Below are 16,359 nucleotides of genomic sequence, written 5' to 3'. Positions count from 1 at the left end.
GGCGAGTCTATTCACTCGAGACCGGCGAACAGATCGTGCTCGAACCCGTCCGCCCCGACCGGGCCACGCGCGCCGCGCACCAGGGTGAAGTGTTCCTCCGGCAGGACCGGCAGCGCGATGTTGTTGGACAGGGCGAACTCCCGGCCACTGGGCGCGACGGTGACCTGGGTGGCGTGGGCGCGCATCGCGGCCCGCTTGGCCGAGACCGCGTCGGACACGTCGACCACGGTGGTCACCCCACTGGTCGACATCGCGGCCAGCTCGGCCTCGATCGGCAACCGCCAGCCCGCGGGCAGCGCGCCGGGCAGCTCGTCGACGGTGCGGCGGGCGAGGGCGGCGGTGTGCTGGCGCAGCAGGTCGCCGTCGGTGACCGTCCAGTAGAACTTGGGGACGTCCCAGCCCTGCTCGGCGGCCGCGGCGACAGCGGCGGTGGTGATCTGGTGAGCGCGGATGTGGTCGGGGTGGCCGTAGCCGCCGCGCGGGTCGTAGGTGACCACCACGCGCGGGCGCAGTTCCAGCAGCACCGCGACGAGCGCGTCGACCGCGGCGTCACCGGAATTCACGAAGGCCCGCGGATGCTCGGCCGACGGCGTGCCCGCCATGCCGGAATCGCGCCACCGGCCCGCGCCGCCGAGGAACAACGGCGCGCCCGCGTCCAGCGCGGCCAGCGCGGCGGTGAGTTCGGCGATGCGGTAGCCGCCGAGCTGGTCGGCCTCGCCGGCGATCAAGCCCGCCCAGCGCTCGCCGATGACCTCGCCCTCCTCGCCGAGCGTGCAGGTCACCACGGTGACCGGAACGCCGCGGCGACGATAGTGCGCGATCGTGCCACCGGTGGTGAGGGTTTCGTCGTCGGGGTGGGCGTGCACCAGCAGCAGACCGCCGGTGCCACGGTGGGATTGCGTCACGGGAGCCTCCGCCATTGCGCTGTATCTCCGAAGATGCCGACCTGGATCGCCCCGGACAGCGACACACCGTCCACCCGCGGGCCCGCCGCGGCGACGACATTGTCCTGCACGATCGGCAGCACGGTCGACAGTTCCCACAGCCGGGGTTCGGCCTCGGTCAGGATGCGCGGCACGTCGATACCGCGCATCGCCTCGTCGATCGAGGGTTGCAGGGCCGGGTCGCACACGCCACCGATATTGCTCGGCGCCTTGCGATACGCCTCGGCGGCGGCCAGCGACTTGCTGTCGGCGCCGGCCACCTCCACCGGCGGACAGCCGTAGCGCGAGGCCAGCACGGTCGCCGGATCGTCGCCTGCCAGCTCCCAGCCGACGATCGCGTCGATCCCCGACTCCGTGAGTTCCTTGCCGTACAGCTCGTCGGCGGGCAGGCCGCGGACCGTGGCTTCGATACCGGCACTGCGCAATTGGTCGGCCGCGGTGTTCGCGACGGCCTGTGCCTGCGCGTCCTCGATGACGGCGCCGATCCGCACCGACAGCCCCTTGCCGTTGCGGGCGACCGAGCGCGGACGCGGCGCGGGAGAGGTCGGCGAACCGGTCTGCGGTGTCTCCGGCGCGCGCCCGAAACCGGCCTCGGCCAGCAGCGCGAACGCCTCGTCGGTGCTCGGGCGCGGCGGCGCGGTCGGGGTGTAGCCGGGGCTAGACGGCGGAAGTACCTGTGCGCGTGCGGGTTCCACCCACCCGCCGGTCTGCGCGCCGACGGTGGCAAGCAGCGCCGGATCGAGCAGGGCGAGCACCGCCTTGCGCACCCGCACGTCGGTCAGGTCACCGGAGCGGCCGTTGAGCGCCAGTTGCAGTTCACGGGCCTGCGGCATGATGTTGGTCCGCACCGAGGGGATTGCCGCGAGCTGCGCCTGGGTCGCCACCCCGCCGTGTACCAGCGCCATCTGCGCGTCACCGGTGCGCAGCGATTCGGCCAGCTGCGAGGGAGTTCCACCGCGGCGGAACAGGATCTGGTCGGGCGCGGCCGGGGTTCCCCAGAAGCGGTCGTTGCGTTCGAGCAGGATCTCGTCGCGACCGCGGTCGACCGACTTGATCGTGAAATTGCCGCCGGAGACCGGAATCCGGTCGACCAGGCCGCTGGTGAACCCACCCGGCGAATCCTTCACCAGGTGTGAGGGCAGCAGGTTCGAGAACAGTTCGCGCCAGGCCGGATACGGCTGGGTCAACGTCACGGTGACCGTCTTGCCGCCACCGGAGGACGCCACGTCCGAGATCAGCCGGTAGCCCGCCGGATCGACAACGCCGGGCTGGGTGGTCATCTGCTGCCACAGGAACCGGAAGTCCTCGGCCGCGATCGGGGCGCCGTCGGACCAGTTGGCCTGATTGCGCAGCGTGTAGGTGATGGTGAACGGCTCCTGCGCGGTGACATCCGCCGACTCGATGAGCGAGGTGTCGGGCACCCGGTCGACCACGCCCGGCAGCACCGCATTCGGCACCGGCCGGAACGGGCTCGGCAGCACCATCGAGCTCACCGCGTTCGTCGCGGGTGACTGATCCGAGCGCAGATGCGGATTGAAGCCGATGCCGATGTCGTCGATCGCCACCACGACGGTGTTCTTCCCCGGCTTGGCCTGGGTGGTCTTGGGCGAATCGGTGCTCTCGATCGGCGGCGGTGGATTCGCGGTACAACCGGCGACGACCGCCGTCGAGGCCGCCATCACCATCACCGCCACGCGCCACCTTGCGCGTCTGACCCCCGAACTCACTCTGGCACCCTACCTCGCCCATCTGTCCGGATCACGGCACCGGTCTCTGCGAAAACGACAGTGGGACGGTACCGAAGTACCGTCCCACTGTCAGAACTCGATCAGGAGTTGCTCACCGCGCGGTCGCGCGCCGTGCGGCGCGACAGGTCGCGAGCACGCTCGTTGGCGCCGAGCACCACCTTGCGCACGCGGACCACCTCGGGGGTGACCTCGACGCACTCGTCGCCCGCGCAGAACTCCATCGCCAGCTCCAGGTCGAGCTGGAGCGGCTTGGCCATGGTCTCGAACGTGTCCGCGGTCGCGCTGCGCATGTTCGTCAGCTTCTTCTCGCGGGTGACGTTGATGTCGAGATCCTCGGCACGCGGGTTGATGCCGACGACCATGCCCTCGTAGGTGTCCGAGCCCGGCTCCACGAAGAACTGACCGCGGTCGGCCAGCTGGATCATCGCGAACGGGGTGACGGTGCCCGCGCGGTCCGACACCAGCGAACCGGTGTGGCGGGCGCGGATCTCACCGGCCCACGGCGCGTAACCGTGGGAGACGGCGTTGGCGATGCCGGTGCCGCGGGTCTCGGTGAGGAACACGGTGCGGAAGCCGATCAGGCCACGCGACGGGACGATGAACTCCATGCGCACCCAGCCTGCGGCGTGGTTGCTCATCTGCACCATCTTGCCCTTGCGGGCGGCCAGCAGCTGGGTGATGGCACCCAGGTACTCGTCGGGGCAGTCGATGGTCAGCTCTTCGAACGGCTCGTGCACCTTGCCGTCGACGGTCTTGGTGACCACCTGCGGCTTGCCGACGGTCAGCTCGAAGCCCTCGCGGCGCATCTGCTCGACCAGGATGGCCAGCGCCAGCTCACCACGGCCCTGCACCTCCCAGGCGTCGGGACGGCCGATGTCGAGCACGCGCAGCGACACGTTGCCGATCAGTTCCTGGTCCAGGCGCGACTTCACCATGCGGGCGGTCAGCTTGTGGCCCTGCACCCGGCCGACCAGCGGCGAGGTGTTGGTGCCGATGACCACCGAGATGGCGGGCTCGTCGACGGAGATGCGCGGCAGCGCGACCGGGTTGTCGACGTCGGCGAGGGTGTCGCCGATCATGATGTCCGGGATACCGGCGATCGCGACGATGTCACCGGCGACGGCGACCTCGCCCGGCTGACGCTCGACACCGATGGTCTGCAGCAGCTCGGTGATCTTGACCTGCTTGGCGCCGTCGGCGTTGATCCAGGTGACGTTCTGACCCTTGCGCAGCTCGCCGTTGTGCACGCGGACCAGGGCGAGACGGCCGAGGAACGCGGAGGCGTCGAGGTTGGTGACGTGGGCCTGCAGCGGAGCCTCCGCGTTGCCCTTGGGCGCCGGGATATTCTCCATGAGCACGTCGAACAGGGCGTCGAGGTTCTCGGCGTCGGGCGCCGAACCGTTCTCGGGCTGCTCCTTGGAGGCCTTGCCCTCACGGCCGGAGGCGTAGAGGACCGGCAGGTCCAGCGCCAGCTCGGCGGCTTCGGCGGCCTCGTCGTCGAGGTCGGAGGCCAGGTCGAGCAGCAGGTCGTGCGACTCCTCGACGACCTCGGAGATCCGGGCGTCGGGGCGGTCGGTCTTGTTGACGACCAGGATCACCGGCAGCTTGGCCGCGAGCGCCTTGCGCAGCACGAACCGGGTCTGCGGCAGCGGGCCCTCGGAGGCGTCGACGAGCAGCACGACACCGTCGACCATGGACAGGCCGCGCTCGACCTCGCCACCGAAGTCGGCGTGGCCGGGGGTATCGATCACATTGATGACGGTGACGGAACCGTCGGGGTGGTGCCGGTGCACCGCGGTGTTCTTGGCGAGAATGGTGATGCCCTTCTCGCGCTCGAGATCTCCGGAGTCCATGACCCGGTCGACCAGTTCGGCTCGCTCAGCGAACGCGCCCGACTGACGAAGCATGGCGTCGACCAGCGTCGTCTTGCCGTGGTCGACGTGGGCCACGATGGCGACGTTGCGAAAATCGCGTGTAGACGACACGCCTCAATCCTCCTGCTGTTGGTGTATTGGCGCGCATTCATCTGGCATCGCGGCCTGTTACACCGTACCGGTACGGGAGTGGCACGCACGTGTCAGGCTTTGTACTTAGGGTACGCTAACCCGCATGGGCAAGGTGAAGGCGAAGAAGGTTTCCAGCCTCAAGCCTAAGAAAAAGTGCTGCAGGAAGAAGACTCGGTGCTTCAAATGCCCCGTCGTCATCATGCGAATGAAGAAGGCCGAGGCCGCCGGAGTGTGCGGTAAAGATCTCAAAAAGGCCTTGAAGCAGGCGCGCGCCGCCTGAGGCGCATCGACGGCGGGCGATGCGTGCTGCCCGAACGAGGCGTAGAACTGCTGGTATGGGTAAACCGGCATTGCTCTCCGACCCCGAGATCACCATCGCCCTGGCCACGCTGCCGGAGTGGTCGCGCGACGGCGACGCGATCACCCGCACGTTCAAGGCTTCCTCTTTCCCGGCGGGCATCGATCTGGTCCGCCGGGTCGCGATGGCGGCCGAGGCGGCCGATCATCATCCCGACATCGATATCAGGTGGCGCACACTGCGTTTCACCTTGAGTACGCACTCCGTCGGTGGCCTGACCGCGAACGACACCGGGCTCGCGCACACCATCGACGAGATCGTCGGCGGCTGAGCCTCAGCCCGCCGGAACTTCGACCGCGGGCCGGCGGGCGATGGCCCGCGCCTGCGTGCGCAGAGTGTCGCGACCGTGCCAGACCAGCCAGCCGAGCAGCACGAACACCCCGATGACGTCGACCGCGCCGAGCCAGGCCAGCGGCCACGGCCGCGGGATCGTCCAGATGGTCGGCTGCGCGAACGAGAGCACCCACGGCACGCCGATCAGCATCGTCAGCACCCAGAACCCGGCGATGATCCGCGCGGTGCGCTCGGCGCGCAGCGGTCCGTACAGCAGCCACAGCACGGTCGGGATCAGCCAGACCCAGTGGTGCGACCAGGAGATCGGCGAGATCATCACCCCGAACAGCTGCACCAGCACCAGGGTGCCGAGCCGGTCGTCCGGGCCGAGCGTGCGCCAGGCGAGGAACGCCAGCACCGCCGTGACCAGCACCGCCGCGATCCACCACGGCCCCGACTGCACGTCGTAGCCGAGGATCCGGCTCAGCGCGCCGCGCAGCGACTGATTCCACACCGAGCCGACCGGCCCGATCCGGTCGGCGTCACCGAGCAGCGTGCCGAAGTAGCGCCGCGCCTCGTGCGCGTTGATGAGAAAGCTCACAGCGACGGTCAGCCCGAACGCCGCCGCCGACCACAGCACCGTCGCCCAGCGGCGGCGGGCGACGAAGTACAGGCCGGTGATGGCGGGCGTCAGCTTGATGCCCGCGATCACGCCGACCAGCGTGCCCGAGATCCACCAGCGCGCACTGCGCACCGCCAGCATCGCGCCGAACACCAGGAACACGTTGACCTGGCCGTAGTCGATGGTGGTCCGCACCGGCTCCAGCCAGACGCCCAGCGCCGTCCACCCGACCGCCGCGGTGATCCAGCGCGTCTGCCTGGCTCGTTCGGCGCCGAGCAGCAGTTCGAAGCTGATCCTGATGACGCCGTAGAGCGCGGCGACCGTCGCCAGCATCCAGCCGACCGCGACCGCCGTGAACGGCAGGTAGTGCAGCGGAAAGAAGACCAGCGCGGCGAACGGCGGATAGGTGAACGGCAGCGGGAAGTCCGGTGTCTTCTCCGCGTAGGTGAAGTCGTAGAGCCGGTCGGTGAGCAGCGCGGCCGATCCGTCGACATAGACGTGCAGATCGACGACATTGAGGCCGTTCTTCGCGAACAACATCCAGCCCAGCCTGGCGAGCACGGACAATCCGAGCAGCGCGAGAGCCCATCGGAGGTGTCGGTTCAATGCCAGGCTTTCGGTCGTATGGGTGGCGTCGGCGCCGCGTCGCGTTGCTTCGATCACCTTAACCGTGCGGGCGCGGGCGGCCACGCGCACGGGTTGACGCGGGGGCGCGCGACACCATCGGTAACATTTGCATCAACATCCCCAGTGGTAACGGCAGTGGGGGCTAGCGTCGATGGACACGTTTTCGGTCGGTGTGCCGCCATGGGCCAGGCGGCTGTACAACACGGCAGCCATGTCCTTAGAGTGACCCCGACATCGAAGGGCTCGACACCCTCGCCCCATCGCAACACCGAGGTAAGGACGGCTGGACAAGTGCTTCGTAGCCGAGGATCGCGGATCGCAACGACCGCATTCGCCATTGCGGCCAGCGCCATGCTCGCCGCGCCTGCGTCGACCATCGCCGCTCCCGCGCCTGCCCCGCAGGCCGCGCCGATCAGCGTTCCGATGGTGCCCGAGGGCGTCCCGGTCGACGCGCTCGCGGCCTTCGCCCCCGCCGTCGCCGGCCTGATCGCCGGCCCCGCCGACGTCGCCAGCCCGCAGACCGCCCTGCTCGACCAGGCGCGCGCCCTGCTGGCCACCCTGAACCTGCCGCCCGCCATCAAGGCCACGCTCGAGCGGATCATCACCTTCCTCGACGGCAGCGGCGGCGGCGGTCCCGACATCCCGCAGGACGGCCCGGTCATCGCGCAGTTCCTGTACCCGACGATCGGCAAGGGCTGCATCGGTGACGGCGCTGACTCGGTCGGCACCGCGCTGGCCGTCGCCGGTCCCGCTCAGCTGCCCCCGCCCGGCGTCGGCGCCGGTCAGGCCGGTTTCGTGTTCACCGCGCTCGGCACCAAGGCGCCGACCGCCGAGCAGAACCCGCCGATGACGGTGCAGTGGCTCAACCTCGACACCCGTCAGTCCGCGGTGCAGACGCTGACCGACGAGGCCAAGATCAACCCGGGCGGCCCGGCCACCCTGTCGGCCATCGCGAGCACCGGCCACGGCCGTGTCGTCGCCGTCGTCTCCGGTTCGCTGACCACGCAGGCCGAGGGCGCCGCTCCCCGCACCTGCAATTTCCTGCCGACCCTGGGCTTCTTCACCGTCTAGGTCATCGACGCACCGAGCCCGGTCCGTTCCCTCGGGAACCGGCCGGGCTCTGTCGTTGTCGACGGGTTCCCGCGGGCATCCCGATGTGGTAGACCGAGAACCATGGCGACCATGCAAGGTTCACCCCGCGCTGCTCGGTCTGTCCGGAGTAGGCGATCCAGCCGTTCCATCCTGTCTTACCGGTCCGAGGGCTCGATCTTGTCGATCGGCTCGGCCTACTCGGTGCTGTCGATCGGCAGCGTCGGGTCGGTGCTGTCCATCGGCTCGGTCGGTTCGTTCGGGTCGGCCATCTCCTCCGGCTCGTTCGTGAGTCTGGGTTCGGCGCTGTCGGGCCTGTCGCGCTGGTCGCTGCTGTCGTGGCTCGGCGTGCATGCCGCGCCCGAGGGCAGGCCGACGCTGCGCGTTGTCCCCGACGACGAACCGGAACTGCGGCTCGCGCCGACCTGCCACTGTCAGACCTAGGCGTAGCGGGTCGCGATCGCGGCGGCACGATCGCGCAGGGCAGTGCGCAACGACTGCGGAGCCAGGGCTTCGGCGTCCGTGCCGAGCTGCCACAGCGCCCATTCGGCGTGACGTGCGTCTTGGAAACTCACCTCGAGCCGCAGCCACCCGTCTGTGTCGGGTTCCTCGGTGCGCACAGCCAGCGCGGTGCTCACCAAATCCTCCCGCCGCGCCGGGTTCATCCGCACGAGCACGATGACCTGGTCACCACCGGTCCGGAACCGCGTGCTGCGCTCCTGCCAGGCCAGATCCAGATCGACTCGGTCCGGCCGCTGTGCCGGTTCGGTGAGTTCCTCGGCAGCGAGCACCCGCGACAACCGGTAGGTGCGATCCGCGCCGGATCTCGTGGCCAGCAGGTAGCCCTGGTCGCGAACGACGACCAGCCCGATCGGGTCCACCGTGCGCCACGTCGGGTCCTGGTCGACGGCCGCGTAGTGGATGCGTAGCTTTTTCCCGGCGAACACCGCGCGCCGGACCTCGGCCAAGATGGTGCCCGGCACTTCCTCGCCGATCAGCCGACGCGAGAGCAGATCGGTCTCCGGGTCGATGAGCAGGCGCTCGGCCACATCGGCCGCGGTGTCTCGATAGCTGTCGGGCAGCGCGTCGACGACCTTGAGCATCGCCGAAGCCAGCGCCGAACCGAGGCCGAATGCCTGTGCGCCGCGCCGTGATCCGGCGACCAGCAGGGCCAGCGCCTCGTCGTGATTCAGTCCGGTGAGCTCGGTCCGAAAACCGGGTAGCAACGCGAAACCGCCGTGCCTGCCGCGTTCGGCGAAGACCGGGACACCCGCCGCGGACAGCGCCTCGATATCGCGCAGCACGGTGCGGGTGGATACCTCCAGCTCCTCGGCCAGCTCGGTCGCCGTGAGCCGGCCCCGCTGGCGCAGCAGCAGCACCAGCGACACCAACCGGTCCGCACGCATGCGAAAAATCTACCGGGAATACACGACACAGGATGTCGTGATTCGTTGCGAGGCTTACCACCACGTACTTCGAACGAATGGAGCTGGCAGTGGAACGAACGGCAGTCAACCCGGTGACGTGGTCGGTGGAGCGGGGATTCAACCAGGGTGAGCTCGTCTCGGGTCACACCCGGACCCTGTACTGCTCCGGGCAGACCGCGATGAGCAGCGAGGGCGAGCCCGAGCACGACGGTGACATGGCGGCACAGCTGACGCTGAGCATCGACAACGTGGAAGGTGTGCTCAAAGAAGCGGGAATGACGCTGGCGAACCTCGTGCGGCTCAACGTCTACACCACCGACGTCGACCTGCTGTTCCAGCACTATGGCGTGCTGGCCGCACGGTTGGGCGCTGCCGGGGTGGCGCCGGCGACCACGATGCTCGGGGTCACCCGGCTGGCGATTCCCGGCCAGCTGATCGAGCTCGAGGGAACCGCCGTCGACTGACGCCACCTCGCCGCCTCCGGCCGAACCGCCGGGGGTGGCGAGTTCACCACTGGCCGTAATCCTCGGCCAGCACCCGATTCAGGTCGACGCCGACGCCGTCGATAGCGCGCTTGTCGATCTCGAACTGATGCAGCTGCGCGGCGGGGTGCACGTACCCCTTCGGCGTGCCCCAATTGTGCTGCCAGAACCAGGAACCCAGGCCGGCGTCGAGCGCGCGGTCGATGGTCGGGGTGTTGGCGTAGATGCCGACGAGTTCGGCGCCGAGCACCGACTGCCACCCTTCGATATAGGGCGCGATCATCTCGTCGAATTCCGCTTCGGACGGGTTGTCGTCGATGGAGGCGTAGATCGGCGCGGTGTCGGGGCCGCCCGCCGCGGTGTGCAGCGCCCAGCCGCGTTCGGCGTGCTGTTTGCCCGCTTCCAGTCCGCCACGCCAGTCGGCCGTCGGGCCCTTGCCGAATTGGTAGTTCGACACGATCGACAGCCCCTCGGCCCGCAGGTCCTCGACCTCGGCGGCGAGCAGGGGCTTGCCTTCCATCCATTCCGCGCCCGGCCTGCGGTCGGAGACATAGCGGATCACACCGATGTGCCCGGCGGCCCTGATCGCCTCGGCGGACGGCACGCCCGCGGCGTAGTCGACGAGGGTGCCGGAGGATTGGGCCGCGGCGGGCGCGGCGGACACACCGAGACCGACAGCGGCCGCGGCGGCGGTGAATCCGAAGAATTCCCGCCGGGTCACCGGAACAGAACGCATCGCAGGACTCCTTCGCGCAACCCGACCTTCAACCGGCAGCGTGCCCGGCGCGCCTTCCCCGTAACTCGCGCGCCGGGAGCCTCGAACGTTCACTCATTTCACCACAACCCCAGGGGAACCGCCAGAACCAAAGATCACTTTCGTCCCAGCAGTCACAGGGGTCAGGTGGCGCTGTCGATGGCGGCGCCCACGTCGATGGTGCGGCCCATCGGGTCGGCCAGCTCGGTGCTGACCACGGCGACGACCTGCGCCACCACCTGCCGCTTGATCCCGGCCAGCCGGGCCAGGGTCGCCGCGCGCAGCCCCTTCGACGTGAACTCCATCGAGATGTCCTCGAGCGCGGGCGGCGGCACCTCGATGACGATCTGCAGCGGCTCGGCGGCCCTGGCCGTGAGGACCAGCGGAATCTCCAGGTCGGCGCGATAGTGGTTGGCCTTGAGCACGTCGACGGTGATGTCGAGCCCCACCGGCAGCGTCATGTCGAACACGCGCGCGGCACCCGGCTCCGCCACCCCGCGATCGATGACGCGCGGCTGCTCGATCGCGCCGCGCACGGTCACCGTTGCCGCGCCACGCGGGCCCTCGGACAGCGGGCCGACCGCGATCTCGCTGCCCGCCATCTGCGCGACCACGTCGTGTACCCGGTCCCTGGTGACGATGTCGGCGAAGAACCGCAGGCCGAACTCGCGGAAGTCGATCCACTCGAAGACGGTGTCGTGGCGATGCGGCGAGCGGTAGCCGTCGAGGATCGCCTCGATGTCGAAGACCCGCTCCGAGCGGACCTTCGGATCGCCGACGATGGCGTTGACCCGGTTCGCGACCTCACGCTGCACCAGGCCCGCGATCGGGTCGAGCAGCATTTCCCAGGCGGAGTCGATGGCCTCGGCGCGCAACGTGAAGCTCACGTCCCTTGCGGTCACCGGGGCGACGTCGATCACCACCAGCAGCGGTTGGGCGGTGCGCGCGTGCAGCGTCAGCCCGATCTCGACCACGGCGGCCAGGCCCAGCTTGCGGCCGCCGAGCACGAGGTTGACGGCCAGCGTCAGCGGCACCCGCACGCCGAAGGTCAGCGCGTCACCGGGGTTGCGGGTCACGACGGGTGTCCCGAGCGTGCCTTCGGCGACGAAGCCCGCCAGTCCGGCTGGGCCGAGCGAGAACGGTCCGATCGTCACGCCACGGCCTGCCATGCCCGCGACGGCCGCCGCGATGCGCTCCTCGGTCACCGCGTAGGTGACGAAACGCTCGCCGAAATCGGCATACTCGATCCACATCGGGTCTCGCCGTGCCTCCCCGGCCACCTTCTCGCGCACATCGGACACGGTACGTGACGAAGGGAAACCCCCGGTTGGTGGCACAACTCCCCCGTCCTGCCGATGAGGGGGAAGCAGGACGGAGGGGTCGGCCGGGGCGCTGCCGGGCGCCACCGATTCCATCGTACGGGTACTCACCAAGTGCCGCCGTTCCGGATCAGGGCAGTTGTCTTGAGCGACAATCGATTTCAGAAACGCCCGTAGCCCACCAGATCGGCGGTTTCGGCGGGTTCGATCGTCCGTACCCGCACCGAGCCCATCTCGTTGCCGCCGATGGTGGTGATCGAATCGCCGTCGACCTTCAGCACGATGTTGGTGTGCTGACCCAGCGGGCTCGACGGGCCGTAGAGCACCACATCACCAAGGCGGGGCCGGTAGCCGACGTCGCCCGGCGTGAATCGGCCGACGCGCTGGTAGTACTCCTGCAGCGTGTAGACGCCGGGAATGCGCCACGAGCCGGAGTTCGGGTTGGCCAGCGGTCTGCCCGCGGCGCGCATCGTCCAGCTGACGAAGTCGGCGCACCAGGCCTCCTCGACTCCCTCGGCGTATTTCGGCCCGTCGCCGGGGTGCTCGTACTCGCGGCGCAGCACCTCTACCAGGGCGAGTTGCTGTTCGTCGAGGTTTTCACTGTCCAGCGTGGGGAACGACTCGCCCCAATCGTGCTGCCACCACACGAGTCCGACGACCACCACGGCCGTCGCCGCGAGCAGCCCGGAGATCCCGAGCAACCAGCGCGCTGTGCGGCCGGTCGGTCCGGCCTGTACTTGCGTCATCGCCCCCACTTTCGTTCTGTCTTATGCTCTCTAAGACGAACCGGGGGCGCCCGTGGTTCCCGGATCGGGTCACGGGTTAGTGGGCTCCGGAGCGGGCCGGCTGGGAGCGTGATCACCGGGTGGACCCCTGCGCCACCCGGGTATCGGCTCGCTAACCGCGCTCTCGGCGCGCATCCAGCGTGCGTGCCGTCCCCTCCGGCGACGTCCACGCACGGGGCGCGGACGTGGTTTCGAACACGTACCGCTCCGGAACCCACCGACCTGACCAGCACAGACGTCGGCCTGGATCACCGTGCTGCGCTGAACTGGTAGCCGTGCGGTTTTGCCCGCCCGGCTGTGAGAATTTTTGCGAACGCTTTACTCTCGGTCAAGCTAGACGACTGTCCCAATTTGTCCCAGCGACCCGGAAGAGGAAGTAGCGTGGAAGACCCGCACGCACCGATCGCGCGCTTTCTTCGCGAACGCCGCGAATCCGCCGGGCTGACCAGAACGGCCCTGGGCGCCATCGCCGGCGTCTCGCCCGCGCTCATCCAGAAGATCGAGCAGGGCACCCGCACCCCCACGCTGGAGGCACTGACCGCGCTGTGCGACGGGTTGGCGATCCCCGACCCGTTCCGCGATCACCTCGTGACGCTGTCACTGTCGCATCGATACGACAAACCGGCACCGGTCGACTCGGCTGTCCCCGCGACCGAGCGCACGCTCCTCGACAGCATCGCCCATCCGGCCAGCCTGCAGGTGTTCCCCACCTTCGACGTCCTGGCGATCAACGCCGCCTGGGCGCGGCAGTTCCCCGGGCTGGCGCCGGGAACGACGCTGCTCGAATGGATGCTGCTCGACCCGGCGGCCCGCTCGGTGGTCATCGAATGGGAACGACAGATCCACGCGAGTGTCTTCAGTTTCCGGATGACCAGCCCGGGCCTGGTGCCGCGGGCACGGATCGACGAACTCGTGGCGGCCTGCTCCCGCGCCCCGGAGTGGGATCGGCTGTGGACGACCGAGCCGCAGCCGCCCTACGGCATCGACGACCCCGAACTCCTGGTGCGCGATGTCGACACCGGCGAGCCGACAACGCTGGCGATACACAACCTGGATTTCGCACTGCCACGCCGCAACTGGTCCATGGTTGTGCTGGTACCGAAGACGACCGCCTAGTCTCTTTCCCGGCCCTGCCTATCACCCTTTGCCCCCAGGCCATGAAAGAGGATCGCGAAAGTGGAGAACCCGTATCCGCCGATTGCGCGCTACCTGCGCGAACGCCGGGAATCCGCGGGGCTGACCCGTGCCGCGCTCAGCGCAGCGGCAGGCATCTCCCCCGCGCTCATCCAGAAGATCGAGCAGGGCACCCGTCCGCCGACGCTCGAGGCGCTGACCGCGCTGTTCGACGCGCTCACCGTCCCCGAGGTGATGCGCGATCACCTGATCTCCCTGACGATCACCAGCCGCTACGACCCCGTGTCGCCGCCGCTGGTGCGACCCGCCGACCAGGTGCTGCTCGACGGGATCACGCACCCGGCCAGCCTGCAGATGCACCCGACGTTCGACGTCGTGGCCACCAACGCCGCGTGGCGGCAGTTCTTCCCCGGGCTGGAGACGGGCATATCGATGCTCGAGTGGATGCTGCTCGACCCGCGCGCCAAGACCGCGCTGGTCGACTGGGAACAGCAGGTGCACATGTGCGTCTACGGGTTCCGGGTCATGGGGCCCGGATTGGCATCTCAGCAGCGGATCACCGAGATCGTCGAAGCCTGCGCCACCGCGCCCGAGTGGACGAAGTTCTGGACCAGCGACCCGGCCGCGCCGCACAGCCTCGACGACCCGGTGATGTACTGCCGCGACCCGCGAACCGGCGCGACGACAGCCATGACGGTGCACTCCCTCGGCGCCTCCCTTATCCCGCGCCGGGAATGGTCGCTGGTCGTCTACGCCCCGAAGCAGATCGGCTGACCGCGATTCAGCGCTGGTCGGTCTTGCGGATCGGGATGCAGGCGGTCAGCACGATCGCGGCGACCGCGCCGGCGATCGCGATGTAGAACGCGGCGTGGAAACCCTCGCGCGAGGGCAGCACGTGCGGGCCGAGCTGCATCGTCATGTGCGCAAGGACCACACCCATCACCGCGGCCGAGGTGGAGGTGCCCACCGAACGCATCAGCGAGTTCAGGCCGTTCGCCGCGGCGGTCTCGGTGATCGGCACCGCACCCATGATCAGCGCGGGCATGGCGGCGTAGGCCAGGCCGACACCACCGGCGACGATGATCCCGGCGACAACGATCTGCCAGACACTGTCCATCAGCAGCACCGCGAAAAGGTAGCCCAGACCGATCACCGCCGAGCCGAGGGCCAGCGTCAGCTTGGGCCCCTTCTTCGCCGACAGCCGCGCCGACACCGGCGAGAGCAGCATCATGACCACACCACCCGGCGCCATCGCCAGACCCGCGGCCACCATCGACAAGCCGAAGCCGTAGCCGGTCTCGGTGGGCGCCATCAGCAGCTGCGGGAACGTCAGCGACATGCCGTAGAGCGCGAAGCCGACCGCGATCGAGGCCAGGTTGGTGAACAGCACCCGCGGGCGCGCCGAGACCCGCAGGTCGACCAGCGGCGAGCTCTGCCGCAGTTCGTAGAAGCCCCAGAGCAGGAAGCTCACCAGCGAGGCGGCGAACAGGCCGAGGATCGAGGCGCTGGCCCAACCCCAGTCGGCGCCCTTGGTGATGCCGATCAGCAGCGTGAGCAGCGCGATGGACAGCCCGGCCGCACCACCGAAGTCGAACTTCGACGGCGTGCGCACCGGTGATTCCGGCACGAAGACAAACACCAGCACCGCGCACACCGCACCGAGCCCGGCGGCGGTCCAGAACAGCATGTGCCAGTTCGCGTTCTGCGCGATCACGGCCGCGAACGGCAGGCCGACCGCGCCGCCGACGCCGAGGGTCGCGCTCATCACGGCCATCGCGCCGCCGACCTTCTCGGCGGGCAGTTCGTCGCGCATGATGCTGATGCCCAGCGGGATCGCGCCCACCGCGGCGCCCTGCAGCGAGCGGCCGACGATCTCGGGCAGCAGCGAGGAGAAGCTCGCGCAGATCACCGAGCCGACGATCATGAAGCCGAGATTGGCGACGAGCACCAGCCGCTTGCCGAACATGTCGCCGAGTTTGCCCGCGATGGGCGTGGAGACCGCGCCTGCCAGCAGCGTCGCGGTGACCACCCAGGAGGCGTTGGACGCCGAGGTGTTCAGCAGGCCGGGCAGCGACGGAATGATCGGGATGACCAGCGTCTGCATGAGCGAGACGACGACGCCGACGGTACTGAGCACCGCGATGAGCACGGCAGGCGAGACGCCGCGGGTTTCAGGGGTGGCCGGCGTGACGTCGGCTGCGGTTACAGACACAATTATGCACCGTACACATCATGTGTATCGTACACAATTTGGATTCGCGGTGATCCACGCGACATAGTTGGCGTATGTCCGATTCCGGCCCCGTCGACGACACCCCGTTCACCCGCCTGGTGTTCGAGCTGAACCTGATTTCGCGCCACTCCCTCGCCACGGCGCGACGCCGACCCGGCTTCCTGCTCGACCGCTCGGCGTTCCTCATCCTCACCCGCTTGGAGCTGAGCGAACCGCTGAGCCTGCGCGAGCTGTCGGAGGCGTTCCAGCTCGACATCTCCACGATCAACCGCCAGGTCGGCGCGATGCTGAAGCAGGAACTGGTGGAACGGGTGCCCGACCCCGACGGCGGTGTCGCCCGCAAGGTGCGCGCCACGGCCGAGGGCAGGGCCGCGCTCGCCTCGGATCAGAAGCACCGCGCCGCGGGCATCGGCGCCGTCGTCGCCGACTGGGACGCCGAGGATGTCAGCGAGTTGAGCAGGCTCATGCGGAAGTTCAATCGCTCGGTCGAGCAGATCGAGGACAACCCGTGGCCCAGACCTCCGCGCACGGAGAGCTGAGCGCGCTAAGCTCCGCCGC

General features: G+C 69.0%; 17 protein-coding genes. 8 read left to right on the top strand and 9 right to left on the bottom strand.

What is annotated here, in order from left to right; all coding sequences use genetic code 11:
• Positions 1-11: 11 nt before the first annotated feature.
• From mshB to typA, 3 genes are all read right to left on the bottom strand, one after another.
• Positions 12-920 (bottom strand): N-acetyl-1-D-myo-inositol-2-amino-2-deoxy-alpha-D-glucopyranoside deacetylase, encoded by a 909-nt coding sequence (gene mshB / locus ACWF82_RS08630; protein ID WP_452499365.1) that lies wholly within the window; start codon positions 918-920, stop codon positions 12-14.
• Entirely contained in the window at positions 902-2,629 is a 1,728-nt protein-coding gene (locus ACWF82_RS08625; RefSeq protein ID WP_452499628.1) for an ABC transporter family substrate-binding protein, read from the bottom strand. The genes mshB and ACWF82_RS08625 overlap by 19 nt, the downstream gene beginning before the upstream one ends.
• Before the next feature lie 143 nt (positions 2,630-2,772).
• Positions 2,773-4,677 carry a translational GTPase TypA gene (gene typA / locus ACWF82_RS08620; RefSeq protein WP_452499363.1) on the bottom strand — a complete coding sequence of 635 codons (1,905 nt, stop codon included), beginning with the start codon at positions 4,675-4,677 and terminating at the stop codon, positions 2,773-2,775.
• A gap of 124 nt (positions 4,678-4,801) precedes the next feature.
• On the opposite strand from typA, the gene ACWF82_RS08615 reads away from it, so the two are divergent.
• Positions 4,802-4,978, top strand: coding sequence for a hypothetical protein (locus ACWF82_RS08615; protein ID WP_181696559.1), 177 nt, complete (start codon positions 4,802-4,804; stop codon positions 4,976-4,978).
• A gap of 55 nt (positions 4,979-5,033) precedes the next feature.
• On the top strand, positions 5,034-5,327 hold the full coding sequence (locus ACWF82_RS08610; protein ID WP_452499361.1) for a 4a-hydroxytetrahydrobiopterin dehydratase: 294 nt from the start codon (positions 5,034-5,036) through the stop codon (positions 5,325-5,327).
• A gap of 3 nt (positions 5,328-5,330) precedes the next feature.
• Here ACWF82_RS08610 and ACWF82_RS08605 read toward each other — a convergent pair whose 3' ends face one another.
• Positions 5,331-6,614, bottom strand: a complete 1,284-nt coding sequence (locus ACWF82_RS08605; protein ID WP_452499359.1) for a mannosyltransferase — start codon at positions 6,612-6,614, stop codon at positions 5,331-5,333.
• 255 nt (positions 6,615-6,869) lie between these two features.
• On the opposite strand from ACWF82_RS08605, the gene ACWF82_RS08600 reads away from it, so the two are divergent.
• Entirely contained in the window at positions 6,870-7,649 is a 780-nt protein-coding gene (locus ACWF82_RS08600; protein ID WP_452499358.1) for an Rv1157c family protein, read from the top strand.
• A 102-nt stretch (positions 7,650-7,751) separates the two neighbouring features.
• Positions 7,752-8,111 carry a hypothetical protein gene (locus ACWF82_RS08595; RefSeq protein WP_452499357.1) on the top strand — a complete coding sequence of 120 codons (360 nt, stop codon included), beginning with the start codon at positions 7,752-7,754 and terminating at the stop codon, positions 8,109-8,111.
• Here ACWF82_RS08595 and ACWF82_RS08590 read toward each other — a convergent pair.
• Positions 8,108-9,073: a helix-turn-helix transcriptional regulator gene (locus tag ACWF82_RS08590; RefSeq protein ID WP_452499356.1), complete on the bottom strand. Its 966-nt coding sequence runs from the start codon at positions 9,071-9,073 to the stop codon at positions 8,108-8,110. The two genes, ACWF82_RS08595 and ACWF82_RS08590, sit on opposite strands and share 4 nt — an antisense overlap.
• An 89-nt stretch (positions 9,074-9,162) precedes the next feature.
• On the opposite strand from ACWF82_RS08590, the gene ACWF82_RS08585 reads away from it, so the two are divergent.
• Positions 9,163-9,558 (top strand): RidA family protein, encoded by a 396-nt coding sequence (locus ACWF82_RS08585; protein ID WP_452499354.1) that lies wholly within the window; start codon positions 9,163-9,165, stop codon positions 9,556-9,558.
• 43 nt (positions 9,559-9,601) lie between these two features.
• On the opposite strand, the gene ACWF82_RS08580 is transcribed toward ACWF82_RS08585, so the two are convergent.
• The 3 genes from ACWF82_RS08580 to ACWF82_RS08570 form a co-directional block, all read right to left on the bottom strand.
• Positions 9,602-10,312, bottom strand: coding sequence for a DUF1906 domain-containing protein (locus tag ACWF82_RS08580; protein WP_452499352.1), 711 nt, complete (start codon positions 10,310-10,312; stop codon positions 9,602-9,604).
• Between the two features lie 161 nt (positions 10,313-10,473).
• Positions 10,474-11,622 (bottom strand): hypothetical protein, encoded by a 1,149-nt coding sequence (locus tag ACWF82_RS08575; RefSeq protein ID WP_452499351.1) that lies wholly within the window; start codon positions 11,620-11,622, stop codon positions 10,474-10,476.
• Positions 11,623-11,810: 188 nt separating this feature from the next.
• Positions 11,811-12,395 carry a CHAP domain-containing protein gene (locus ACWF82_RS08570; protein ID WP_452499349.1) on the bottom strand — a complete coding sequence of 195 codons (585 nt, stop codon included), beginning with the start codon at positions 12,393-12,395 and terminating at the stop codon, positions 11,811-11,813.
• A 420-nt stretch (positions 12,396-12,815) separates the two neighbouring features.
• On the opposite strand from ACWF82_RS08570, the gene ACWF82_RS08565 reads away from it, so the two are divergent.
• Positions 12,816-13,550 (top strand): helix-turn-helix domain-containing protein, encoded by a 735-nt coding sequence (locus ACWF82_RS08565; protein WP_452499347.1) that lies wholly within the window; start codon positions 12,816-12,818, stop codon positions 13,548-13,550.
• Positions 13,551-13,610: 60 nt separating this feature from the next.
• Positions 13,611-14,342 carry a helix-turn-helix domain-containing protein gene (locus ACWF82_RS08560; protein ID WP_452499346.1) on the top strand — a complete coding sequence of 244 codons (732 nt, stop codon included), beginning with the start codon at positions 13,611-13,613 and terminating at the stop codon, positions 14,340-14,342.
• A 7-nt stretch (positions 14,343-14,349) separates the two neighbouring features.
• Here ACWF82_RS08560 and ACWF82_RS08555 read toward each other — a convergent pair whose 3' ends face one another.
• Positions 14,350-15,786 carry an MFS transporter gene (locus ACWF82_RS08555; RefSeq protein ID WP_452499626.1) on the bottom strand — a complete coding sequence of 479 codons (1,437 nt, stop codon included), beginning with the start codon at positions 15,784-15,786 and terminating at the stop codon, positions 14,350-14,352.
• A gap of 68 nt (positions 15,787-15,854) precedes the next feature.
• Here ACWF82_RS08555 and ACWF82_RS08550 point away from each other — a divergent pair, with 68 nt between their 5' ends.
• Positions 15,855-16,340: a MarR family winged helix-turn-helix transcriptional regulator gene (locus ACWF82_RS08550; protein WP_452499344.1), complete on the top strand. Its 486-nt coding sequence runs from the start codon at positions 15,855-15,857 to the stop codon at positions 16,338-16,340.
• The last annotated feature ends 19 nt before the right edge of the window (positions 16,341-16,359 follow it).

Source organism: Nocardia sp. NPDC055053 (assembly GCF_053608285.1).
This window is presented reverse-complemented; position numbering and strand designations above follow the sequence as displayed.

Excerpts from the sequence above, each read along its gene's own strand:
- ACWF82_RS08595 (WP_452499357.1), top strand. The coding sequence starts at position 7,752 with ATGGCGACCATGCAAGGTTCACCCCGCGCTGCTCGGTCTGTCCGGAGT.
- ACWF82_RS08550 (WP_452499344.1), top strand. The coding sequence starts at position 15,855 with ATGTCCGATTCCGGCCCCGTCGACGACACCCCGTTCACCCGCCTGGTG.
- ACWF82_RS08625 (WP_452499628.1), bottom strand. The coding sequence starts at position 2,629 with ATGGTGATGGCGGCCTCGACGGCGGTCGTCGCCGGTTGTACCGCGAAT.
- ACWF82_RS08610 (WP_452499361.1), top strand. The coding sequence starts at position 5,034 with ATGGGTAAACCGGCATTGCTCTCCGACCCCGAGATCACCATCGCCCTG.
- ACWF82_RS08570 (WP_452499349.1), bottom strand. The coding sequence starts at position 12,395 with ATGACGCAAGTACAGGCCGGACCGACCGGCCGCACAGCGCGCTGGTTG.
- mshB (WP_452499365.1), bottom strand. The coding sequence starts at position 920 with ATGGCGGAGGCTCCCGTGACGCAATCCCACCGTGGCACCGGCGGTCTG.
- ACWF82_RS08615 (WP_181696559.1), top strand. The coding sequence starts at position 4,802 with ATGGGCAAGGTGAAGGCGAAGAAGGTTTCCAGCCTCAAGCCTAAGAAA.
- ACWF82_RS08580 (WP_452499352.1), bottom strand. The coding sequence starts at position 10,312 with ATGCGTTCTGTTCCGGTGACCCGGCGGGAATTCTTCGGATTCACCGCC.
- ACWF82_RS08590 (WP_452499356.1), bottom strand. The coding sequence starts at position 9,073 with ATGCGTGCGGACCGGTTGGTGTCGCTGGTGCTGCTGCTGCGCCAGCGG.